Source organism: Streptomyces exfoliatus (assembly GCF_000725545.1).
In the GTDB taxonomy this organism is placed as follows: domain Bacteria; phylum Actinomycetota; class Actinomycetes; order Streptomycetales; family Streptomycetaceae; genus Streptomyces; species Streptomyces exfoliatus.
Genome location: NZ_JNZP01000026.1, coordinates 32,990 through 55,460 on the forward strand (window position 1 = coordinate 32,990; position 22,471 = coordinate 55,460).

General features: G+C 73.0%; 21 protein-coding genes, 1 tRNA gene and 1 pseudogene. 15 read left to right on the plus strand and 8 right to left on the minus strand.

Features of this window, described 5'->3' with window-relative positions:
* The first annotated feature begins 119 nt into the window (after positions 1-119).
* The 5 genes from IO20_RS0127205 (at position 120) to IO20_RS0127225 (ending at position 5,439) form a co-directional block, all read left to right on the plus strand.
* Entirely contained in the window at positions 120-401 is a 282-nt protein-coding gene (locus IO20_RS0127205) for a hypothetical protein (protein WP_030552751.1), read from the plus strand.
* A 72-nt stretch (positions 402-473) separates the two neighbouring features.
* Positions 474-2,198 (plus strand): PP2C family protein-serine/threonine phosphatase, encoded by a 1,725-nt coding sequence (locus tag IO20_RS36915; RefSeq protein ID WP_031127722.1) that lies wholly within the window; start codon positions 474-476, stop codon positions 2,196-2,198.
* Positions 2,199-2,408: 210 nt separating this feature from the next.
* Entirely contained in the window at positions 2,409-2,951 is a 543-nt protein-coding gene (locus IO20_RS0127215) for a hypothetical protein (RefSeq protein ID WP_030552747.1), read from the plus strand.
* A gap of 54 nt (positions 2,952-3,005) precedes the next feature.
* Positions 3,006-4,541, plus strand: a complete 1,536-nt coding sequence (locus IO20_RS0127220; RefSeq protein ID WP_030552745.1) for an outer membrane protein assembly factor BamB family protein — start codon at positions 3,006-3,008, stop codon at positions 4,539-4,541.
* Positions 4,542-4,620: 79 nt separating this feature from the next.
* A complete protein-coding gene (locus IO20_RS0127225) occupies positions 4,621-5,439 on the plus strand; it encodes an isocitrate lyase/PEP mutase family protein (RefSeq protein ID WP_030552743.1) in 819 nt (272 codons plus the stop codon).
* 124 nt (positions 5,440-5,563) lie between these two features.
* Here IO20_RS0127225 and IO20_RS38925 read toward each other — a convergent pair whose 3' ends face one another.
* Positions 5,564-5,983 carry a PIN domain-containing protein gene (locus tag IO20_RS38925; RefSeq protein ID WP_078946099.1) on the minus strand — a complete coding sequence of 140 codons (420 nt, stop codon included), beginning with the start codon at positions 5,981-5,983 and terminating at the stop codon, positions 5,564-5,566.
* 405 nt (positions 5,984-6,388) lie between these two features.
* Between IO20_RS38925 and IO20_RS41570 the strand changes: the two are divergent.
* From IO20_RS41570 to IO20_RS37770, 4 genes and pseudogenes are all read left to right on the plus strand, one after another.
* Positions 6,389-6,543: pseudogene (locus tag IO20_RS41570) on the plus strand (glutathione S-transferase family protein); the annotation flags it as partial.
* Positions 6,544-6,900: 357 nt separating this feature from the next.
* Positions 6,901-7,161, plus strand: coding sequence for a GlsB/YeaQ/YmgE family stress response membrane protein (locus IO20_RS0127235; RefSeq protein ID WP_030552740.1), 261 nt, complete (start codon positions 6,901-6,903; stop codon positions 7,159-7,161).
* Between the two features lie 319 nt (positions 7,162-7,480).
* Positions 7,481-8,035, plus strand: coding sequence for a hypothetical protein (locus IO20_RS0127240; RefSeq protein ID WP_030552738.1), 555 nt, complete (start codon positions 7,481-7,483; stop codon positions 8,033-8,035).
* A 505-nt stretch (positions 8,036-8,540) separates the two neighbouring features.
* Positions 8,541-8,978, plus strand: coding sequence for a hypothetical protein (locus IO20_RS37770; protein ID WP_051894195.1), 438 nt, complete (start codon positions 8,541-8,543; stop codon positions 8,976-8,978).
* A gap of 244 nt (positions 8,979-9,222) precedes the next feature.
* Here IO20_RS37770 and IO20_RS40855 read toward each other — a convergent pair whose 3' ends face one another.
* Both IO20_RS40855 and IO20_RS0127255 read right to left on the minus strand, forming a co-directional pair.
* The gene (locus IO20_RS40855; protein ID WP_169749533.1) at positions 9,223-9,366 is read right to left on the minus strand and encodes a hypothetical protein; all 144 of its coding nucleotides are present in this window, start codon (positions 9,364-9,366) and stop codon (positions 9,223-9,225) included.
* Positions 9,367-9,491: 125 nt separating this feature from the next.
* A complete protein-coding gene (locus IO20_RS0127255; RefSeq protein ID WP_245685062.1) occupies positions 9,492-10,562 on the minus strand; it encodes a serine/threonine-protein kinase in 1,071 nt (356 codons plus the stop codon).
* A gap of 306 nt (positions 10,563-10,868) precedes the next feature.
* On the opposite strand from IO20_RS0127255, the gene IO20_RS0127260 reads away from it, so the two are divergent.
* Together IO20_RS0127260 and IO20_RS0127265 are read left to right on the plus strand one after the other, a co-directional pair.
* Entirely contained in the window at positions 10,869-11,093 is a 225-nt protein-coding gene (locus IO20_RS0127260; protein WP_030552731.1) for a DUF6458 family protein, read from the plus strand.
* Between the two features lie 60 nt (positions 11,094-11,153).
* On the plus strand, positions 11,154-11,528 hold the full coding sequence (locus IO20_RS0127265; protein ID WP_030552729.1) for a PRC-barrel domain-containing protein: 375 nt from the start codon (positions 11,154-11,156) through the stop codon (positions 11,526-11,528).
* Positions 11,529-11,636: 108 nt separating this feature from the next.
* Here IO20_RS0127265 and IO20_RS0127275 read toward each other — a convergent pair.
* Positions 11,637-11,713: transfer RNA gene (locus IO20_RS0127275), tRNA-Trp, on the minus strand.
* Between the two features lie 1,227 nt (positions 11,714-12,940).
* Here IO20_RS0127275 and IO20_RS0127280 point away from each other — a divergent pair.
* Positions 12,941-13,519, plus strand: a complete 579-nt coding sequence (locus IO20_RS0127280; protein ID WP_031127723.1) for a DUF6328 family protein — start codon at positions 12,941-12,943, stop codon at positions 13,517-13,519.
* A 113-nt stretch (positions 13,520-13,632) separates the two neighbouring features.
* Here IO20_RS0127280 and IO20_RS38935 read toward each other — a convergent pair whose 3' ends face one another.
* The 3 genes from IO20_RS38935 to IO20_RS0127295 all read right to left on the minus strand — a co-directional run bounded on the left by IO20_RS38935 (position 13,633) and on the right by IO20_RS0127295 (position 17,257).
* A complete protein-coding gene (locus IO20_RS38935; protein ID WP_078946097.1) occupies positions 13,633-13,806 on the minus strand; it encodes a CsbD family protein in 174 nt (57 codons plus the stop codon).
* Between the two features lie 95 nt (positions 13,807-13,901).
* Positions 13,902-15,632, minus strand: a complete 1,731-nt coding sequence (locus IO20_RS0127290) for a thiamine pyrophosphate-dependent enzyme (protein WP_030552725.1) — start codon at positions 15,630-15,632, stop codon at positions 13,902-13,904.
* Between the two features lie 32 nt (positions 15,633-15,664).
* Positions 15,665-17,257: an FMN-binding glutamate synthase family protein gene (locus IO20_RS0127295; RefSeq protein WP_030552723.1), complete on the minus strand. Its 1,593-nt coding sequence runs from the start codon at positions 17,255-17,257 to the stop codon at positions 15,665-15,667.
* A 117-nt stretch (positions 17,258-17,374) separates the two neighbouring features.
* Between IO20_RS0127295 and IO20_RS0127300 the strand changes: the two genes are divergently transcribed.
* Together IO20_RS0127300 and IO20_RS0127305 are read left to right on the plus strand one after the other, a co-directional pair.
* Positions 17,375-17,746, plus strand: a complete 372-nt coding sequence (locus IO20_RS0127300; RefSeq protein WP_031127724.1) for a hypothetical protein — start codon at positions 17,375-17,377, stop codon at positions 17,744-17,746.
* 98 nt (positions 17,747-17,844) lie between these two features.
* Positions 17,845-18,006 carry a DUF5670 family protein gene (locus tag IO20_RS0127305; RefSeq protein ID WP_030552721.1) on the plus strand — a complete coding sequence of 54 codons (162 nt, stop codon included), beginning with the start codon at positions 17,845-17,847 and terminating at the stop codon, positions 18,004-18,006.
* Positions 18,007-18,141: 135 nt separating this feature from the next.
* Here IO20_RS0127305 and IO20_RS0127310 read toward each other — a convergent pair whose 3' ends face one another.
* A complete protein-coding gene (locus IO20_RS0127310; RefSeq protein WP_030552720.1) occupies positions 18,142-18,369 on the minus strand; it encodes a DUF5133 domain-containing protein in 228 nt (75 codons plus the stop codon).
* A 283-nt stretch (positions 18,370-18,652) separates the two neighbouring features.
* Here IO20_RS0127310 and IO20_RS0127315 point away from each other — a divergent pair, with 283 nt between their 5' ends.
* A complete protein-coding gene (locus IO20_RS0127315) occupies positions 18,653-22,405 on the plus strand; it encodes a HAMP domain-containing protein (RefSeq protein WP_030552719.1) in 3,753 nt (1,250 codons plus the stop codon).
* Positions 22,406-22,471 lie beyond the last annotated feature (66 nt).

The window sequence follows — 22,471 nt, forward strand, 5'->3', positions numbered from 1 at the left end:
TCCGTCAGACATCGGTCTCCGCCGCGTTGTCGCCGGTCGGAGCGGTCTCCGTGGCATCCTCGGACGAATCGCCCACAGCGCGAACGACTGTGGCGCCTCGTCCTGCGCGGAGGGACACCATGCTCATCAGCCACGCCGTACGTCACCACATCCTTCGGGTGACGCTCCACCGCGACCTGGACGTCACCAACCGGGCCGCCGGCGCCCTCCAGATCCAGGCTCTGGTCCAGGCGCACCGCCCCGTCCGCGTGGTCATCACCGTCCCGACCGCCGACCCCACCCCTGCCACCCTCAGCACCCTCGCCCGCGCCCACCGTATGTGCGCGAGCCTCGGCATCCCCCTCTCGCTCAGCGGCGCGAGCGCACGCACCCGTCGCCTCCTGGACGTGACCGCCGAGTGACCGGGGCCGCTGACCCCGGGAGGTCGTTCGGGTGACGAGTCGCAGCGGACATCCCTCGGAAGGGCGGCGCCCGTGAAGCATCTCCCTCCCGGTCGGGACGGGCACTGGCGGCTGGACCTCCGGGCCGTGGGCGAGCTGTTGGCCTCCCAGAGGGAGCGGATCGCCGCCTACGCCGACGTCCACCGGCCGCCGCCCCGTGCAGCCGCACGCCCGGCCGGCGAACCCCCGGCGCCGGTCCCGGACTCCGTGAGCGACCTCCTGGACGCCATGCCGATGGCGGCGATCCTGGTCAGGCCCGTACTCGCCGACGACGGCCGGATCGAGGACTTCCTGTACGTGGCGCGGAACGCGAGCGCCCGCGCCTACGCCGCCACGCACATCCCGCCCGGCTCCGTGCCGCCCTGGACCGGGCCGGTCGCACTGTTCGAGCCCTTTCCCGTCATGGAGCACACCGGACTTCCCCGCATGCTCGCCGACGCCCACCACGAGCGGGCCCCCCAGGGACCCGAGGCGGTGGAGTGGTTCGTCCCCCGCCCGGACGGTCCTCCCGCCCGGCTGAGCAGCGAGGTCCACGTCGCCCCCTGCGGTGATGACCTCCTCGTCACCTGGGAACCGGGGCACCGCGTCCGTATGGCGAAAGCCGCCCAGAAACTGGTCAGGACCTGCTGGGCGGAGTGGAACCTCGCCGACGGCACCGTCGAGCCGTCCCTCGGCTTCGACTACGTCCTCGGCCTGGGCCGGACGGACCCCGCCCCCGACCTGCGAGGTCTCGCCTCCCTGGTCGCCGCCGACAGCCTGCCCGAGTTCTACGGCCTGCTCTACGACGTACTCCTTCGCAAACGAAGCTCCTCGCGGGAGCTGCGCATGCGCGGTCCCGTCCAGCGGTTCATCCGCATGGTCGCCGAGCCGGTACGCCCCAAGGGCGGACCCGTATGGGCGGTGCGGGCCGTCCTCATCGACGTCAGCGACGACCACCGGCGCCGCGCCCTGGCACGGGCCGCCGACGAGGAGGCCCGCCGCCAGCGCTCACGCGCCGCGGCGCTGACCGAGGTCGCCGACGTGCTCCGCGACGCCGTCCTGCCCCGCTTCCAGGACGAGCTGGCCCCCTACGGTCTCGACGCCGCCGCCGTGTACCGGCCCGACCCCACCGGATCCGGTGTCGGCGGAGACTGGTACAAGGCCCGCAGGCTCCCCGACGGGCGGCTCCTGGTCGCGCTCGGCGACGCCCGCGGCCACGGCCTGGACGCGGTCACCCTCATGGCCAAGCTCCGCTACGCCCTCGCCGGCCTCGCCTATACCGAGGAGCCCGTGGAGGCGCTGACCCGCTGGCTGAACGAAGTCGCCTGCGACGACGGGATCGAGTCGACCGCCACCGCCGTCATCGCCCGCTACCACCCCGAACGGTCCCTGCTCCGCTGGACCTGCGCCGGCCATCCGCTGCCCGTCCTGCTGCGCGGAACGCGGGCCACGCAGCTCTCCGCCCCGCCCGGCGGCACCGGCCTGTCCCTGGGCGTGCTCCCGGGCACCACCTACACAGCGGCCGAGACCGTCCTCGCGGACGGCGACGTGATCCTGCTGTGCTCCGACGGCCTCATCGAACGCAGGGACACCGATCCCGACGAGGACACCGCCCGCCTCCTCGCCGCGGCGGAGCAGTGCGCGCGTGAGACGGCTCCGACGCACGGGCACGACGGGTTGCAGGCGTATGCCGAACGCCTCCTCGACCTGCTCGACGGCCCCCATCGCACCGACGACGCCACCCTTCTCGCCCTGCGCCGCGTCCCTCCGACACGGTGACCCGCGGGCCCGCGCCGTCCGCACCCCGCCACCCCGTACCCGGAAGGGTTCATGGGGATTTCATCGGGCTTGCAGTGGCTCGGGGAAGAGTCGGCGGCGTAGGACCGGGCCCGTGCCGCAAGGCGTCGCGGGCACCCGGCGCACGCAACGTGCGGCCCTGAGGTCGACTCCGGCCGGGGGCCGGACCACACCTGACCCACGGGGAACACCTTGAAGATCCGGCCGAAGCACACCGCCCTGATCGCCCTGGCCGCTGTCGTCCTCACCGCCTGCTCCTCCGAACAGGAGCTCTCGTACGGCGGAAAGGCCACCGGCGACGACCTCGAAGTGACCGTCCTGAGGGTGGAACAGGGCAGTGCCGGCGACCTGTCGGTACTGCAGAACCCCGATCGGTATGCCGGCCGGACGCCCTACTACGTCCACTACCGCGTCACCAAGACCGCGGACGGCGCGGCCAAGTGGCCCGACCTCGACGTCGTGGGCGATGACGGGCGACTCACGTATCTGAGCATCGGGCCCGGTTTCCCCACCCCGACCGTCGACGCGGACGGCGACGTCACGATGGAGACGGCGCCGGAGTTCACGGCGTGCACCGCCGATGACACGGACCAGAAGGTCTTCGACAGCGCCCCGAAGGGCCAGAGTTACACATCGTGCGGCGTCTACCTCACCGATGAGGGCGAGAAGGGACCGTCCCGGGTCGAGTGGCTGCCTGAATCCCGTAAGGGCCACCCGATCGCCGTCTGGAAGTAACGCCGTAGACCCGTTCCACGGGGAGGCCGCTCGCATCGTCGTAGGGGGAACCGCATGTCGCAGTCGCACGAGCCCTGGTACAGGCACCGCCCGCCGCCGTGGCCCGCGCCCGACAACCCGTACGCCCCCGAGGGTTACGGCCCGCCACCGCCCCGCCCGCGCAGGCGACGCGGGCCGGCGGCCGCCGTGGCCCTCGCCCTCCTGCTGCTCGCGGGCGTCGGCGCGTACGTCCTCGGCGAGCGCACGGGCGCGGACCGGGCGGGAACGGACGACGCCCGGTCGAAGAGCCCCGCCCCGCCGACCACGGCGCCGCCGACGGCAAGTGCCCGCCCCACCCCGACACCCTCCCGCATCCCCACCACCGCGGAGATCGCGCAGCGGCGCGAGCCCGGTGAGGCGAGCGCCTGGATCGTCGACGACCGCACCGACCTGCCCCGCCGGAACATCCCGACCGAGGACCTCTGGATCGTCGGCGACACCGTCGTCCAGGCCGTCTACAAGAGGGTCGTCGCCCACCGGCTCAGCGACGGTGTCCAGGTGTGGAGCATCGCGCTGCCGACCCCTGTCTGCGAGACCCCGGTCAACGCGACCCCCGACGGGAAGGTCGTCATCGTCCTGCAGAACGTCGAGGCCTGGACCGGCGCCCGGTGCAACCAGCTCCGGATGATCGACCTGCGCACCGGGAAGGCCAGCTGGCACAAGCGGCTGACCGAGACCGGCGCGGGGGACGACACGATCATCGTGGACAGCGCGATCAGCGGTGGCACCGTCGCGATCGTCCAGAGCATGAAGGCCGCCGCGTACAAGGTCGCCGACGGAAAGAAGCTGTACGACATCCCCATGGAGAACCCCGGCAAGTGCTACCCCCGCAGGGTCGCGGGCGGCAGCCGGCTCCTGGTGCTCGCCGACTGCGCGATCACCGCGCTGGAGAAGGCGTACGACCAGGTCCGGGAGATCGACCCGGCGACGGGCAAGGTCCGCTGGCGCCACCGAACCGAGCCCGGCCGCAGGATCGGCCAGGTGCTCTCCGTCGCCCCGGCCGTGATCACCACCGCGCACCGGGAGACCCACGCCGACGACTGGCGGGTCGTCGCCCTCGCACCCGACGGCCGGGCACGCAGGACCATCGACCCCCGGGGGAAGGGGTTCAAGCACTGCGGTGACTCGGTGGACACCTCCGCCAACGCCCAGGCCTGCCGGGAGGCCGTCGTCGGCGGGGGACTCGTACTCCTGGGCGGCGAAGACCGCGTGGGCGCCTACGACCTCACCACGGGGAAACTGGTCTGGGGCGTGAAGTCGGAGGGGACCTCGTACGGCCATTTCCCCCTGCGCGTCGGAACGGGGAAGACCGGGTTCGTCTATGAGGTGGGCAGGCTCGGCAAGCCCGGGCGCGTCTTCCGGGTCGGTCCGGGCAGCGCCGACTCGATCAAGGACGTGCTGAAGCTCCCCGCGTCCACCGCGAGGGTCGAGTTCGGGATGGGGGTCGTCGGGGAGAACGCCTACGTGGGCGACCGGCTCGTCCTCGCGCCCGCGGGCCTGAGCGGCGACGACGCTCGGCACGAGCCCCGCATGCTCTCCTTCGCTCCCTGACCCCGGGCCGGTCGCGAAGCCGACGTTCGTGTCGGATTCCTGCCAGAAGAGAGGCAGGAACCGATGTTTGACTGCGTCCATGACCATCACGCAGTCGGACAGCGCCCGCCTCTTCCGCTCCCTGCACACCTCAGCCGCACCCCTCGCGCTCGCCAACGCCTGGGACGTCGCGAGCGCCCGCGTCATCGAGGCCGCGGGGGCCCCCGCCATCGCGACCACCAGTGCCGGTACCGCCTGGTCGCTGGGGTCTCCGGACGGCGACATCCTGGCCCGCGACCGGGCGCTGAAGCTGATCGCCCGGATCGTCGCCGCCGTCGCGGTGCCGGTCACCGCCGACATCGAGGGCGGGTACGGGAAGGACGCCGCCGATGTCGCCGAGACCATCGCCGGGGTCATCGCGGCGGGTGCCGTCGGCGTGAACATCGAGGACGGCACCCGGCCCCCGGCGGAGCTCGCGGCGCGGCTGGCCACGGCCCGGCAGAGCGCCGAGCGGGCAGGCGTGGACCTGTTCCTCAACGCCCGTATCGACACCTACCTGTTCGGGCTCGGCGACCCCGACACCCGACTGAAGGAAACCCTGGCCCGGGCGCACCTGTATGTCGGCGCGGGCGCGGACGGCATCTTCGTACCCGGCGTCACCGACACCGCCACCATCGCGGCGCTGGCCAGGGACATCCCCGTGCCGCTGAACGTCATGGCCGGCCCCGGCGCCCCGAGGGCCGCCGAACTCGGCGCGCTCGGTGTGGCCCGCGTCAGTCTCGGCCCGGGCGTGGCCCAGGCCGCCTACGCTGCCGCCCGCCGCGCCGCGGAGGACCTCTTCGGGACCGGCGGATACGACTCCCTCGCCGCAGGCATCCCCTTCGCGGAACTCGACGCGCTGCTCTCCGGAACCCACTGACGCCTGTGGGCGCGCGGGGGAGTGGCTCGCGCCCCAGCCACCGCCGGTCGCCGCCGGACCACTCTCGTTCGGGCGGGTAGCGGACCGCGTGAGCTGCGGCTTCCTCGCAGCCGCAGCACGACGGTCATGCGGTGGTCTGAAGCCCTTGATCGGGCTTCGGGGGGAGACTGCGGGGGCCGGTGCAGCGGGCGCCTTCCTCCTGTACGCGCAGGCGCAGTTCCCGGTCGGCCGTGACCACCAGGCACGGTCGACCGTTCGCGCTCCGGACCAGTTCGACGATCAGGTCGTCGCCGCTGCCGGAAGCCTCCTCGACCCGTACATCAGTAACCGAGGCAACGCCTCGAGCACGGCCCTCGACGACCAGGACGATCTCGTACGGACCAGGGAACGGCCCATCGACCGGACCGCCGACCGCGGCAAGCCGGTCACGCAACCGCTCGGCCGCCCCACGCCGATCGCGCCACCAGCCGTCGGGCACCGACCCCACGACGTTGGCGCCGTCCACCACCAACAGAGGACGAAGGGGCAGATCCTCATCATTCATGGCCCCAGGATGTCAGTCCGGCTGAAGGCCCGAGGACGGGTGCGCCGACCCGCCGTTTCGCGTTCCGGGGAGAGGCGAACCCGCGCGGTCGCCAGGTACTGACGGGGCTGCGCGGGTCGCCGCCGAGGTGACGACACGGCCCCCGGGAAGACGCGTGCGAGCGGGGCGCACGGCGGCAGCGGAAGGGCGGTCGCTTGCTGGTCGCCGGCCGACTGATCCCGCCGGCCTGGACGGGGGTCCGGCCGGTTCCGCAGGCGGGTGGGCGGTGCCGTGACGGTCAGGAGCCCCGCACGACGTAGGGAGCTGGTGCTTCCACTTCGACACCGGAGGCCGGGATCCGGTCCTGGGGATCGACTGGTTGAGGGAGGCGCACGTGGCGCGCGAGCCCGGCTGCACCGGGATCGTCCCCGGGGCCCGGACGCCCGCGGCCTGCTCGCGCCGCACTACCGGGAGGAACTCGGCGGCCGGTCGTTCGGCGACGGCACCCCGCCCGGGCCGCCGCCCCAGCCGAGCGCGTGCCGCCGCCCTGCCCGGAATTCGATAGGGATTTCAACGTTTGAGTGCGCGCCGATGGCGTAGAAGCATCTGCGGAAGACGCTTACAACGGAAATCAACTTTTCGCTACCGCCGCCCGCCGTTCGGTGACCGGGAGGAGATGGCCGTGACATTCGGATCGCGCCGCCACGGTCGCTGGAGAAGGCGTCGGGCGTGGGCCCGATGGACTCCGGGCGCTCTCGCCGGCCGAGGTGCCGTGCGCGTGGCGAAATGGGAGCCCGTCTGACGGCCTGGAGCGTCCGGACGCCGTTCCGGGCGGCATTCCAGGCCCCGCTGCCGGCCGCGGTCCGGCGCAGGCTGTGGGGCTCTGGAGACGGCCGGTACGAATACAGCAGGATTCACGAAACGGGACGGAAGGAATCATGGGAATAATCGCCTGGATAATCCTCGGGCTTCTCGCGGGCATCATCGCCAAGATGTTGATGCCCGGAAAGGACCCGGGCGGCTTCATCATCACCACGCTCATCGGCATCGTCGGAGCCCTGCTCGGCGGTTGGTTGGGCAAGGTCATCTTCGGCGTGGACTCCGTCGACGGGTTCTTCGAGCTGTCCACCTGGATCGCCGCCATCGTCGGATCGTTCATCCTCCTGGCGCTCTACCGGCTCTTCGCCCGGCGCAGGTGACACCCTCCGCGGCCCGGCACCCCTCCGCCCCTCGTCGGCCGCCCCGCTGCTGCCCCCGACCGCTCCTCAGCGGTCGGGGGCAGCAGTGTGCGGAGCGGGCCGAGGTCCGGGTCGAGCTCCTCGAGTCCGCAGCGGTGCACCCCACGGGCAGGGGGCGCGCTGTCATGTCCGCTCGCCTGCGCATGCCGGTCCGGCCCGTCCTGGATGCCCGGTTTGCCTTCCTGGGGCAGGGGCACGCGGACCTCCATGGGTCCCGTGCCTCGAAGGGCCGGGACGGAAGAGCGTGACTCCGAGAGAGAACGCGAAAGGGTGAGAACCGATGTCGATCGGAATCGTCCTGGTCGTCGTCGCGGCCGTCGTCGTGGTCGGGTTCGCCGCCGGTGTGGCGGTGGACCGCCGACGGCGATCGCGACTGCGCGACCGCTTCGGGCCCGAGTACGACCGGGCCGTGGAGGCGACCGGCAGCAGACAGGCCGCGGAGCGGGAACTGGACGCCCGCGAACGCCGCTTCGCCGACCTGGAGATCAAGCCGGTGCCCGGTGAGGTGCGGGAGCAGTACGCGCGGCGGTGGGTGCGCGTCCAGGAGGAGTTCGTGGACCGGCCGGAGGCCGCAGTCCATGACGCCGACGAACTGGTGGCGGCCCTGATACGAGACCGGGGTTACCCCGACGAGGGCTACGAGCAGCGGCTGCGTGACCTGTCGGTGCGGCACGGCCGCGCCCTTGAGTGCTACCGGGCGGCCCTCGACGTCCACGCGATGAGTACCCACAACGCCGCCACCACCGAACAGCTGAGGGGCGCGATGATGCACTACCGCACCCTCTTCGACGACCTGCTCGCCGACGGCGAGCCGACCGGCACCCGCCGGTCCTGACGCGGAGGCAGGAGAGATGCGACACCACGAGACGTCCGAGCGCACGACCCGGGCGCCGGGTCGACGACACCACGCGGACCCGACGGGCGAGCACCCAGAGCGGTCGGAGGGGCGCCCCGAGTCGGCGGACCGCCCCGAGCCGCGGACCGGACAGGGCGGGGACGGCCCCGGCCGTCCCGGGCCCGCGACGACCGGAGGCGACGCGGCGCACCCGCCGGAGCACAGCCCGACGGTCGCGCCGACCCCGCCCCAGCACGACCAGGCTCAGCAGGGCGGGCCGCAGCCCGACCAGCCTCAGCAGGGTACGGCGCGGCCGGGTGGGCCCCAGCAGGGCCGGCCCCGGTACGACGAGTTCCGACAGGGCGGGCCGCAGCGTGATCAACCGCAGCCCGGTCGGCCCAGGCACGATGAGTCCCGGCCCGGCGGCCCCGGCGGCCCGCCGCCCCCGTCCGCGGAGTCCCCGCAGGTACCGGCTCAGAGGACACCTCCCGCGTACCCGCAGGCCATGCCCCAGACCCCGCCCCTGCCCTCCGCGCTCCCGGGCATGGGCCCGGCGCCCACGGCCCACGGCGGTCACCCCCGGCACGCCGGCCCCACCCCGCAGGAGCGGTCGCAGGGGCCGGACGACGGACGCGCCGCGCGACCCGGCGCCGCCGGAGCGGACGCGGAGGGGATCCCCGATCTGCTCGGCCCGGCCGAGGAAGGGGAGTTCCGCCGCCGCTGGCACGAGGTCCAGGGCCAGTTCGTCGACGACCCCCGCCAGGCGGTCCACGCCGCCGACGTCCTCGTCGGGGACGTGATGAGGACCCTCGCGGACACCTTCGCCCGGCACCGGCACACCCTGGAGGGGCAGTGGAGCCAGGGGATGGAGGCCGACACCGAGAGCCTGCGCCTCGCGCTCCGCCAGTACCGCGCCCTGTTCCAGCGCATGTTGTCCACCTGACACCCGGGGGTGCCCCCCGTTACCGTGCCCGGCGGTGCGATCGGCCTCGCGGCCCGCACCGCCGGGCCGGCGGCATTCCGGCAGCGCTTCCCACAGGCGCTCCTCCACGGTGATCCTGGCCGTACAGTGCTCGCGCGCGGCGGTGGTGCACGCGCCGCGCACGCGCCGTACGCACACCGACGCCCCGCGCGGTACCTCGCGCGGGGCGTCGGCGGTCCGGCTGTGAGGGCCGGGCGAGCAGGCGTCAGCGGTGGCGCAGCCTGCCGAACAGGCGGCGTGCCTGGGCGCGCCTGCGCGGGTCGGCCGTGGCGCGGCGAAGGGACGCCGCGGCGCCGCGGCCCTGAGGGCTGCGGGCGAATCGCTTGATGCGGTCCAGCAGTGCGGTCATGGGATTCTCCTCCGATATCGAACGCGCGGGACGGTCCGCCTTCCTTCCATGTCCTGGCACTCCGTCTTGCCCCAAGCGGCCGTCTCACACCTGATGGACGCTGATTGACCGTCAGGCAAGGTGTCTCAGAAGGTCGTTCGCGTGGGGAGTGGCGACGCCGGTGCGCTCGTCCGGGTTCCGTCCGCCGCCCCGTCCCGGGGCGGGGGCGCCGCCTCGCCGGCGGGCGCGCTGCCCAGCGAGCCGGTCAGCGTGAGCCCGAGCGTGACGAGGGTCGCCGCCACGGCCCGCCCGGCGGGCCGCCCCGGCCGGGCGGCGGAGAACCGGCGCGGGCGGGGCGACCGGTGCGAGCGGTGTGCCCCCGCCTCCCGGGACCCGGGTGCGGTGGAGGGCGCGGAGGGGCCTCCCGCGGTCCGCGGGTCGGCGAGGATCCGGGCGCAGGCGGCGGCGTCCGGGCGGGCACCGGGGGACCGGTCGGTCATCGCCGTGAGCAGGCGGGCGAGTTCCGCCGGGAGACCGGACGGCAGCACCGGAGGGCGGTGCAGGTGCGCCAGCGCCGCCTCCAGCGGCGCTCCGGCGTACTCCGCCTCGCCCTTGAGGGTTTCGAGCAGCACCAGGCCGAGGCTGTACACGTCGGCCGCGGGCCCCGTCCTGCGGCCCAGGGCCTGCTCGGGCGCCATGTAGGAGGCGGTGCCGACGAGGGTGCCCGCGCCCTCGGGGGCGTCGTCCGCGGCCTCGACGCGGCGGGAGATGCCGAAGTCCGTGAGGTACGGGGTGTCCGACCGGTCCAGCAGGATGTTCGACGGCTTGACGTCACGGTGGACGACGCCGTGGGCGTGCGCGTGGGCGAGGGCAGAGGCCAGGGCGGCCCCGGTCCGGCAGGTCTCGGCGGGCGTGAGGACCCCGCAGGCGATCCGCCGCCGCAGCGTCGTCCCCCGGACGAGCCGCATCACCAGGAACGGCCGGTCCTCGTCGCGGCCCGCGTCGTAGAGGGTCACCAGGCAGGGATGGTGCATCCGGGCCAGCAACCGGGCCTCCTCGCCGCACTGGGCGTCGGTCCGGCGGGCGCCCGCGGGCCGGTACACCTTCACCGCCACGGGGCGCCGCAACCGCAGGTCCAGCGCCTCGTACACGTCCGCCGTGCCGCCCCGGCCCAGGAGGCGGTCGAGGCGGTAGCGCCCGGCGACGGTACGGGCCATCCATGTGACGTCCGGATGTACGGCCCTCGTTCGAACCTGCATCGGGGGCTCCCTGGGGGTGTGGCCGGCCCTCTGCCGAAGGGCCGGGAGTCGGGTGCGTCGCCCGCCGGTGCGTGCGCGGGCCCGCGGCTGAACGCGTGCCCCGTCCGTCCATGAACATCCCCTGAATGAGGGCGAATCGACGGTTCCGGCGTGCCAACGGGGCCAGGAACGACCCGATCCGAACGTCCCCGAGGGCAGCGGAATGATCCCGGGAGACCCGGGTACGCGGACGTTGTCCAACCCTCAGGGGAGGAGCAACCAACCATGGGTCTGGGACTGTTCATCATCATGATCGCCGTCGGCGCCATTCTCACGTTCGCGACCGACTGGGAGCTCGAAGCGGTGGACCTCGATCTGGTCGGCCTGATCCTGATGGGCGTCGGCCTGCTCGGGACCGCCGTCTACACCAGCGTTCTGCGCCGCCGTCGGATGGTGGTCCCGCCGGTGGCGACCACGGTCTCCGACGAAGACCGTCGTGACCTGCTCTGAGGCGGCGCGCACGTCCGGCGCCGCGCCCTGCACGAACACAGCGACAGAGGAGTGACAGCGATGACCGACCATCTGTGGTCCTTCAGCACCGAGTCCGGCCACCTGGCGGGTACCGACCTCACCGGGTGGCGCGTCGAGGCCACCGACGGCCACATCGGCAAGGTGGACAAACACTCCGACGAGGTGGACGCCTCCTATCTGGTCGTCGACACGGGCGTCTGGATCTTCGGCAAGGAGGTGCTCATCCCGGCGCGGGCGGTGACCCGCGTCGACCTGGAGGAGCAGACCCTCCACCTCGCCCTGTCGAAGGAACAGGTGAAGGACTCGCCCGAGTTCGTCTCCGACAAGCACCTGGCGGACCGCCAGTACCGCGAGGAGATCGGGCAGTACTACCGCACGTCCTGGCCCTTCCCGGGAGGCATGGGCGGCTTCTGAGGGTGGCCGGCGACCTCAAGCGGTTCGAGTCGTTCATCGTGGAGCGCGGCGGCCCGCGGACAGGCGGCCGGCGCGGATCGGACTGAGGATCCGGCGCCGGCGCGCCCTTGGCAGGGGTGACAGGAGTCGAACCTGCGGCATCCGGTTTTGGAGACCGGCGCTCTGGCCATCTGAGCTACACCCCTCTGGTGTGCGGGAAGCGTGTCACGCCGACGGGAGCCGGCGCCACCGGATATCGCGGTGAGGAACGGACGACACCGCGCACCCGTACCTGCCGGCTCGACCGTCGTTCGCCCCGCGCCGACGGCCACACGACCGCCCCGCTCGGGCCCCTCCCGACGCGGGGCGGAGCCCGTGTCGAGGTCCTTGGGGCCCGCCCCGTGAGAAACCGGATCGGGTGGCATGGATCCCGGTCGGCGGGGCAGGCGGGTGTCGAGCGATGGGACGCTCACGCCGGACGATCCACGGTTCCCCCCCTTGCCGTGGGTCGGCGGCACCCGCGAGCGGCCCGCACCCCGTAGAGGTGCGGGCCGCTCGCATGCCGTCCCGAGCCGGCGCCCCGAGCCCGCTCCCCGGAGGGCCGGACCGCCGAGCGGTCTCCTCGCATCCACGGGGTTTGGCTCCGGGGAGAGCGGCAAGCCGAACTGGTAGGCACCGGAAGCGGGGTGACGGACAGTCGCCCGCGGAACCCACCCAGGAGGCGCTCATGTCGAACCCGACCCGAGCCCTCGTCCGTGGGGCGCCGTGGGCCGCGCCGGTGGGACCGACCCGGCCTCACCGCCTCGCCCACCCCGCCGGTGACCCGTCGGGACCGGGGACGGTCCTCCGGCTCCACGGGCATCGGCGCGAGCCGCCGTACCCGGGGGGCCCCGCGGGAACGCTTCCCACGCCCGCGCACTCCGGTCGGACCGCCGCGGCGGAGCCCTCCGCACCGGTCCGCCCGCCCCGTCGCCCGACCCGCTCTCCGGTGACGCCGCCGTCGCGGCCGCCGGAGGCCGCAGTCCCGTCCGAGAACCCCAGTGCCTCGGGCCGGAGCGGGGAGTACCGCACGTACGCTCCCGCCGTGACCCCCGACGCGCCGCGCGGACGGGACGGGAAGGAGGGGCGGGAGGGGCTGAACGGGCGGGCCGGCGGTCCCGCCGCCGGTGACCGCGGGCGGCCGCCCGGCGACGACGGGAACGCCCGTCGCGGACGGTGGCGTCACCACGCGCCCCCACGAACGGCCGGTACGCCGCGGACCTGACTCCGCACCGTGCCGCGCCGGACGGAAGCCCCCACGCTCGACGGGGGCTTCCGCCGTGCCGACCCCGATCCAGGACGCCACACGCCCGCGCCGTGCCCCCGAGGCCCGCCCCGGGCTCCGTATCGCCCCGCGACTCTTCGAGCCGCCCGTGACGCAGAGGAGGATCTTCATGAACGAACGAGACGGCGGTACGCCGGAGGAACAGCCGAGGGAGGCTGGGCGCGGCGGGAACGCAGAAGTGGAGGACGGCGGCGGCACCGGTGCCCGTACCGGCAGGCACGACGGGCGCGGCGAGACGGAGGAGGAGCGCGCGGACCGGCGCTGGCAGGAGCTCCTCCAGGAGATCCGGGTCGCCCAGACCGGCGTCCAGATCCTCCTCGGCTTCCTCCTCACCGTGGTCTTCACCCCGCTCTTCCACGACCTGGAGCAGACCGACAAGACGATCTACCTGGTCACGGTCGTCCTCGGGTCGCTGGCGACGGGCGCGCTGATAGGCCCCGTCTCCTTCCACCGGATCGTGTCGGGGCGGCGGGTCAAGCCCCAGGCCGTCGCCTGGGCCTCCCGGCTCACCTTCACCGGCATCCTGCTGCTGCTCGCGACGCTGACGGCCGCCCTGTTCCTCATCCTGCGGGTGGCGACGCACGACCCGTACGTGCCCTGGCTGGTCTCCGGCGTCCTCGCCTGGTACCTGAGCTGCTGGTTCGCCCTGCCCCTGTGGGTCCGCACCCACTACGCCGACAGAAGCTGACCGGAGCACGCCACCGGGAACCGCCGATGGGGGAGGACGACGACGGAGAGGGGCGGCCCGCCGTATGGCGGGCCGCCCCTCTCCGTGCCGGACGAGGTCCGTCGTCCGTCGGATCAGTGCTTGAAGGCGTCCTTCGCCTTCTCCTTCGCGCTGCGCGCGTCGCCCTTGGCCTGCTCGGCCCGGCCTTCCGCCTCGAGACGCTCGTCGTCGGTCATCCGGCCGACCGCCTCCTTGACCTTGCCCTTGACCTGCTCGCCCTTGGCCTTGCTCTTCTGCTGACCGGACACGAGGGATCACTCCTTCTCCGTGCGACACATCTGACAACAGAACGCCTCGCCGGAATCGCCGAGAACAAACCCATGGAAATCAGGCGCTCCACCGCTCAGCCCGCACCGGAGGGGAGGTTCTCCTTGATCTTGGCGATGGCGAAGCCCCACCCCTGCGACACCGTCGGCTTCCCCGGCACGGCCACCTCCGAGGGGTTGGTCAGCACGTCGAGGAGGACCGGGCCGGGGAGGGCGAGCGCCTTGCGCACGGCCTCGTCCAGCTCGCCCGGCGCGGTGACGCGGATGCCGGTCAGCCCGAGCGCCTCGGCCACCGCGGCGAAGTCGGGATTGTCCAGTACCGTCCCGAACTCGGGAAGCCCCGCCTGCTCCTGCTCCAGCTTGACCATGCCGAGGCGGCGGTTGTCGAAGACGACGAGCTTCACCGGCAGCCGTTCGGAGCGGATGGTCATCAGGTCGCCGAGCAGCATGCCGAGTCCGCCGTCGCCGCAGAAGGCCACGACCTGCCGGTCCGGGGCCCACAGCTGGGCCCCGATGGCCTGGGGCATGGCGTTGGCCATGGAGCCGAGGTTGTAGGAGCCGATCAGCCGGCGGGCGCCGCGCATCCGCACGAGCCGCGAGAGCCACACGGTGGCCATCCCGGTGTCCGAGGTGAAGATCGCGTCGTCGGCGGCGTGGCGGTCGACGGCCACCGCGAGAGCCTCGGGACGGATGTCCGCCTCCCGGTTGTCGAACATGGCCCGCACCCGTCCCAGCAGCCGCCTGTCGTGGGCGGGGTCGGCGAGGTCGGCCTGGTCCTTCTGCCAGTCCGCGTAGCGCTCGCGGGCCTCGTCGAGGTGGGAGCGCGACGGGACGGGCGTCAGCAGCGGCAGCAGGGCCCGCAGCGTCGCGCCCACGTCACCGGCGAGCCCGACGTCCACCGGAACGCGGCGCCCGAGGTGCTCCTCGCGGGTGTCGATCTGCACGATCCGGCAGTCCTCCGGATACCAGTCCCGATAGGGGAAGTCCGTCCCGAGCATGATCAGCGTGTCGCAGGAGTCCATGGCGTGGGCCGCGGCCGGATTGCCGATGAGGCCTGTCTGGCCGACCTCGTACGGGTTGTCGTCCTCGAAGCCCTCCTTGCCCTTCAGGGTCAGCACCATCGGTGCCGACAGCAGCTCGGCGGCGCGCAACACCTCCTCACGGGCCTGCCGGGCGCCGCGCCCCACCAGGAGGGTGACCCGCGAGCCCCGGGTGATCGCCTCGGCCGCCTCGGCGAGCGCCGGGTCGTCGGGACGCGTGACGGCCGGGCGCGGCAGAGCGAACCGCGTCGGCCGGTCCTCCTCGACCTCCTGGTCGCCGAGGTCGCCGGGGACGGTCAGCACCGCCACGCCCCGCCCGGTCACGGCCGCCCGCACCGCGGACTCCAGCAGCCGTGGCATCTGGGAGGGGGAGGTCACGGTGGCGCGGTACACGGCCACGTCCCGGAAGAGGAGGTCGTTGTCGACCTCCTGGAAGTAGTCCCCGCCCATCTCCGACAGCGGCACCTGGCCGCAGATCGCCAGGACCGGCGCCCCGCTCTTGGCCGCGTCGTAGAGTCCGTTCAGCAGGTGCACCGAGCCCGGTCCCACCGTGCCCATGCAGACGGCCAGCTCTCCGGAGAGCTGGGCGCGTGCTCCGGCGGCGAAGGCCGCCGCCTCCTCGTGGCGGAAGCCGGTCCAGTCGATGCCCTCGGTGGTCCGGATGGCGTCGGTGAGCGGGTTGAGCGCGTCGCCGACCACGCCGAAGACACGGCCGACACCGAGGTCCGCGAGCCCGTCGATGATCACCTGTGCGACGGTACGAGTCATGGGGTCTCCCTTCACTGTGGATGTCGACCGGTTCACCGGAGGGTGAACCGGTCGGGATGAGCTGCCTTCCAGTCGCCTGCCCACGTGTCCGGAACCGATGCGGGCGACAGGAGCTGACCGGGTTCGAGGGGTTCGTACAGCTCGGCGTGGGACCGCACGGCGTCCGGTCCGACCAGGCGCAGCAGCATGCCGGGCCCCAGCTCCCGGGGGCCGTCGGCACCCAGGGCGGCCATGAGCGCGAGGGCGCTCCGGACGGTCGCCTCCTGGAAGCGCCGGACCCGCTCCGCCTTGTCCTGGACGTCGAGGGCGCGGGCGCGCCGGGGGTCCTGCGTGGCGACCCCGACGGGACAGGTGTTGGTGTGGCAGCGCTGGGCCTGGATGCACCCGAGGGCGAACATCATGGCCCGGGCGGAGTTGGTGTAGTCGGCGCCCTGGATCAGCCGCTTGACGATGTCGCTCCCGGTGGCGATCTTGCCGGAGGCACCGATCCGGATCCGGTCGCGCAGCCCCGTGCCGACGAGGGCCCGGTGCACCGTGGTCAGGCCCTCGGTGAGGGGCAGGCCGACGGTGTCCGCGAACTCCAGTGGGGCGGCGCCCGTGCCGCCCTCCGCCCCGTCGACGACGATGAAGTCGGGCGTGAGGTTCTCCTCCAGCATCGCCTTGCAGACGGCGAGGAAGTCGCGGCGCGCGCCCACGCACAGCTTGAAGCCGACCGGCTTGCCGCCGGAGAGCTCCCGCATCCGGCCGAGGAAGCGCACCAGTTCCCGGGGGGTCCGGTAGACGCGGTGGTACGGCGGGGAGATCACCGTGCGGCCCTCGGGGACGCCGCGGACGGCGGCGATCTCCCGGCCGACCTTGGAGCCGGGCAGTACGCCCCCGATGCCGGGCTTCGCGCCCTGGCTGATCTTCAGCAGGACGCAGGCGACCTGGTCGAGCGCGGCCTTCTCCGCGAACCGCCGTGAGTCGAAGCCGCCGTCCTCGGCACGGCAGCCGAAGTACCCGGTCCCGATCTCCCAGACGAGGTCGCCGCCGGGGGCGAGGTGGTGCTCCGATATTCCGCCCTCGCCGGTGTCGTGGGCGAAGCCACCGCGCCGGGCGCCCTCGTTCAGGGCGCGGATCGCCCGGGCCGACAGGGAGCCGAAGCTCATCGCCGACACGTTGAGCAGGGCCATGTCGTAGGGCCGGGCGCAGTCGGGGCCGCCGATCCGGACCCGGGGCGGCTCGTCCGGCACCGGGCGCGGGGCCATGGAGGGGACCAGGTACTCGGTGCCGGTCCGGCCCAGCTCCAGCTCGGTGCCGAAGGGGTCCTCGGCGTCCGTCCCCTTCGCCCGCTCGTACACGATGGACCGGGTGTCCCGGTCGAAGGGCACGCCGTCGACGTTCCCCTCGACGAAGTACTGCTGCACCTCGGGGCGGATCGCCTCCATCGCGAACCGCAGGTGCCCGAGGAGCGGGTAGTTGCGCAGGATCGAGTGGCGCCGCTGGACGACGTCGTACGACGCGACCGCGGCGAGCAACAGGGCGGGGCCGGCCGCGCACCACCACCACGGGGACACCCAGGCGGCCGCGAGGCCGGTGGCGAGCGCGGTGAGGACGGGGCAGACCACGAGCAGTGACGTCACCATGGACGGCCGTCTGTCCCGGACCGGCGCGGTCAAGCGCGCGAGGGGAACGGGCGGGGCGGGACCGGTGGGCCCGCGTCCACCAGGTTTAGCGTGCGGGAGTCGGGCGAGACGATGCCCATGAGTGCTTCGGAGAACAGCGAACGGAACCAGTTCCCCTGGACCGGCCCCTACGCCGTCCCGGACTACCCCGACCTGACGCGGGTGGACGACCCCGACGTGGACGAGAGGTACGAGCCGGCCGCTCTCGGGGAGCCGCGCGTCCTGTCCGCGCCGTTCGCGCAGAAGGCCCGCACGGCCTCGTACGTGGCACGCGGCGCCGGCAGCGACCTGTGGGCCGCCGCGCGTGCGCACCCGACCGTGACGGCCGGTGCCGCCGTAGGCACGGCGGCCGCGCTCGCACTCGTGTACGGGTGGGGGCACCGGGCCGGGCGCCTGGCCGCGCGGCGCGACCTCGGCCCGGTGGCCCTCTTCCTGGAACGCCGCGGCTGAGCGGGCGCGCTTCCAGCCCTCGTACGAGGCCGGTGCGTGTGTACGCCGTCCGGCCGTCCCTCTACTTTCCGTCACCGTCCTTACGGAGGTCGATCCGCATGGTCCCCCTGCTTCTCGTACTGCTGCTCGCCCTGCTCCTCTTCGGCGCCGGCTTCGCCGTCAAGGCGCTCTGGTGGATCGCCGTCATCGTGCTCGTCGTGTGGCTGCTGGGCTTCGTGGCCCGGCCGAAGGGCGGCACGGGCCGCTGGTACCGCTGGTAGGCGGCCCCGCGGCGCGCGCCCGCCCGTCGGCGTGACCGAGCCCGGCACCTCCGCATGGAGAGTGCCGGGCTCAGCCGTGTGCTCAGCACCGAGCCCGGCACCTCCGCATGGAGAGTGCCGGGCTCAGCCGTGTGCTCAGGCGCTCAGCACCGAGTCGTCCTCGGGGCGCGCGCCCGGCAGGCGATGGCGGGCCGCGATCAGCGCCGCGTCCACGTCACGCGTACCGGTGGAGACGCACAGCGTGTAGGCGAGGTCGTCCATGCGCCGCCGTACTTCTTCGCGGCCGTTCTCGGCCTGGAGCACCTTGAGCGTCTCGTACTGCTCGATGAGATTGCGCAGGACCGCGGGATGGGCCATCAGCACGTACTGCTCCCCTCGTCGTCGGGGCGGGGGACCGCCCGGTTCGACGCCCGTGTACCCCGGTCGCGGCGTCGTATGCCCTCCGTCCCGGGGCCGGAGAGGGCGGGTTCCGGCCGGATGACTCGGCACCGCCCTCCTCTTGTCGATCACGGAGGGGTAGTGTCGTCATGATTGCCGTACGGCAACGATCGCGGCAGCCGGAGCCTCCCGGGGGAGCGGGCGTCCGGCGCGCGGCGCGGGCCGCACGGTCCATGTGCGCAAGCTTGGTGGGGAACGAGGATGGGGCATGTCTGAGACGACGACCAGGGGCTCCTCCGGCCGGGAGAACCCCGGACCGGCCGCGGTGGTCGAGCCTGAACTCCGGCAGCTGCTGGCGGGGCTCACGGCCGTGCGGGACGGCGACTTCGGCACCCGTCTGCCGGACGAGGCGGACGGGCTGATGGGCGAGATCTCGCGGGTGTTCAACGGGATGGTCGACCAGCTGTCCCTGTTCACCTCCGAGGTGACGCGGGTGGCGCGCGAGGTCGGCACGGAAGGGACGCTCGGCGGGCAGGCCGCCGTGCCCGGTGTCTCCGGCACCTGGGCCGACCTGACCGACTCGGTCAACGCGATGGCCGGCAACCTCACCACCCAGGTCCGTGACATCGCTCACGTGGCGACGGCCGTCGCGAAGGGTGACCTCTCCCAGAAGATCGACGTGGACGCGCGCGGCGAGATCCTGGAGCTGAAGAACACCATCAACACGATGGTCGACCAGCTCTCGGCCTTCGCCGACGAGGTCACGCGCATGGCCCGTGACGTGGGCACCGAGGGCATCCTCGGGGGACAGGCCGACGTGAAGGGCGTCTCCGGCACCTGGCGAGACCTGACCGACTCCGTCAACTCGATGGCGGGGAACCTCACCGCGCAGGTGCGGGCGATCGCCCACGTCGCCACCGCCGTCGCGGGCGGCGACCTGTCGAAGAAGGTCGACGTGGACGCCCGGGGCGAGATCCTGGAGCTGAAGACGACCATCAACACCATGGTCGACCAGCTCTCGGCCTTCGCCGACGAGGTGACCCGCGTCGCCCGCGAGGTCGGCACCGAGGGCCGGCTCGGCGGCCAGGCCAGGGTGCCGAACGTGGCGGGCACCTGGAAGGACCTCACCGACAACGTCAACTCCATGGCGAGCAACCTGACCGGACAGGTCCGGAACATCGCCCAGGTCACGACCGCCGTCGCCAACGGCGACCTGTCGAAGAAGATCGACGTGGACGCCCGGGGCGAGATCCTGGCGCTGAAGACGACCATCAACACGATGGTCGACCAGCTGTCCTCGTTCGCGGCCGAGGTGACCCGCGTGGCCCGCGAGGTCGGCAGCGAGGGCCGCCTCGGCGGCCAGGCCGAGGTCGAGGGGGTCTCCGGTACCTGGAAGCGGCTGACCGAGAACGTCAACGAGCTGGCGGGCAACCTCACCCGCCAGGTTCGCGCCATCGCCGAGGTCGCGAGCGCCGTCGCCGAGGGCGACCTCACCCGCTCGATCACCGTCGAGGCGTCGGGCGAGGTGGCCGAGCTCAAGGACAACATCAACGCCATGGTCGGCTCGCTGCGCGAGACGACGCGGGCCAACCAGGAGCAGGACTGGCTCAAGTCCAGTCTGGCCCGGATGTCCGCACTGATGCAGGGCCACCGCGACCTGGCCGTCGTCGCCGAACTCGTCATGGACGAGCTGACCCCGCTCGTCGCCGCCCAGTACGGCGCGTTCTACCTCGCGGAGGAGGGCGCCGACGGCGTCGAGCTGGGCCTCGTCGGCTCCTACGGACGCCCCGCCGGCGACCAGGACCGGGTCCGCTTCCGGCTGGGCGAGTCGCTCGTCGGACAGGCCGCCCGCAGCCGCCGCACCATCGCCGCCGAGAACGTCCCCGCCGACTACGTCACGATCTCCTCGGGTCTCGGCAGCACGTCCAAGGGCAGCCTCGTGGTGCTGCCGGTCGTCGTCGAGGAGCAGGTGCTCGGCGTCATCGAGCTGATGTCCTTCAGCCCCTTCACCTCCGTGCACCGGGACTTCCTGGAACAGCTCATGGAGACCGTCGGCGTCAACCTGAGCACCATCGTCGCCAACGCCCGCACCGACGAACTCCTGGACGAGTCCCAGCGCCTGGCCGGCGAACTCCGCTCCCGCACCGAGGAACTCCAGGTGCGGCAGGAGGAACTCCAGCGTTCCAACGCCGAGCTGGAGGAGAAGGCGGCCCTGCTCGCCACGCAGAACCGCGACATCGAGGCCAAGAACCTCCAGATCGAGCAGGCCCGGCAGGAGCTGGAGGACCGCGCCCAGCAGCTCGCCCTGGCCTCCACGTACAAGTCGGAGTTCCTGGCCAACATGAGCCACGAACTGCGCACCCCGCTCAACAGCCTGCTGATCCTGGCCCAGCTGCTCGCCCAGAACTCGCCCCGGAACCTCACGGCCAAGCAGGTCGAGTACGCAGGCATCATCCACTCGGCCGGATCCGACCTGCTCCAGCTGATCAACGACATCCTCGACCTCTCCAAGGTGGAGGCCGGGAAGATGGACCTCAACCCGGAGCGCGTCCCCCTGCGCAGGCTCCTCGACTACGTCGAGGCCACGTTCCGACCCCTCACCTCGCAGAAGAGCCTCGCCTTCACGGTCTCCACGGCCGCCGGCGTCCCCGTCGAGCTCGTCACCGACGACACGCGGCTCCGGCAGGTGCTGCGCAACCTGCTGTCGAACGCCGTCAAGTTCACCGAGCACGGCAGCGTCGAGCTGCGCATCGAACCGGCCTCGGAGGCCGAGTTGCCCGCGTCCGTGGACCGCGGCGGCCCCATCGTCGCCCTCCGTGTCACCGACACCGGCATCGGCATCGCCCCCGAGAACCTGGAGGCCATCTTCGGCGCCTTCCAGCAGGCCGACGGGACGACCAACCGCAAGTACGGCGGCACCGGACTGGGCCTCTCCATCAGCCGCGAGATCGCGCATCTGCTCGGCGGCGCCCTCACCGTCACGAGCGTGCCCGGCGAGGGCAGCACCTTCACCCTCTACCTCCCCGTCACCCGTACCGACTTCACCGAGCAGCCCGCCCCCGCCGCCCCGCCGACGGACCCCTTGGCGGCGGTCACCGTCCCGGCCCAGGCCCGGAGCGGCGCGATCGCGCTGCCCGGCGCTCCGACCGCCCGGCCGACCCGGCGCCTCCTCGTCATCGAGGAGCGTCCGCGCGGACTCCTCGCCGTCGTCGCCGAGAACGCGGTCACCCAACTCGCGGCCGACGGCGGGCACACGGGCCGGGCGGACATCGAACTGATCGCGGTCGTCGGCCCCCAGGAGGCCGCCTCCGCGCTCGCCACCCAGCCGTTCCACTGCGTCGTGCTCGACGTCGACATGGCGGACGGCGACGCCCTGCGCTTCCTGGACGCCATGGACGGCGACGAGGCGCTGCGCACCGTCCCCGTCCTCGCCCACAACAACCGCCGGCTCCCCGCCGACGAGGAGGGCGCCCTCCAGACCCTCGCCCGCCGCCGTCCGCTGGAACTGCTCTCCAGCCTGGACGAGCTGCGCGAGCGGATCGCCCTCCACCTGTCCGCGGAGCAGCCCGGCGACGTCGTGCCCCTGGTGCGCGGCGACCACTGGGCGCCCGCGCCCCTGGCCATCGACACCACCCTGCGCGGCAGGACCGTCCTCGCCGTCGACGACGACGCCCGCAACCTGTACGCCCTCAGCGGCATCCTGGAGCTGCACGGCATGACCGTGCTGCACGCCGAGAACGGGCGGAAGGGGATCGAGACGCTCCTGGCGAACCCGTCCGTCGCCCTGGTCCTGATGGACGTGATGATGCCGGAGATGGACGGCTACACCGCGACCGCGCGGATCAGGGAGCTGCCGCAGTACGCGGACCTGCCCGTGATCGCCGTCACCGCGAAGGCCATGCCCGGCGACCGGGAGAAGAGCCTCGCGTCCGGGGCCAGCGACTACGTCACCAAGCCCGTCGACGCCGACGAACTCATCGCCTGCGTCCACCGCTGGCTCGACGGCGGGGCGGCCTCGTGACCGTCCCCGCGGGACCGCCCCGCGCTCCCCGCCCGGCCCCGGAGCGCCGGACCGGCGCCCCCCGGC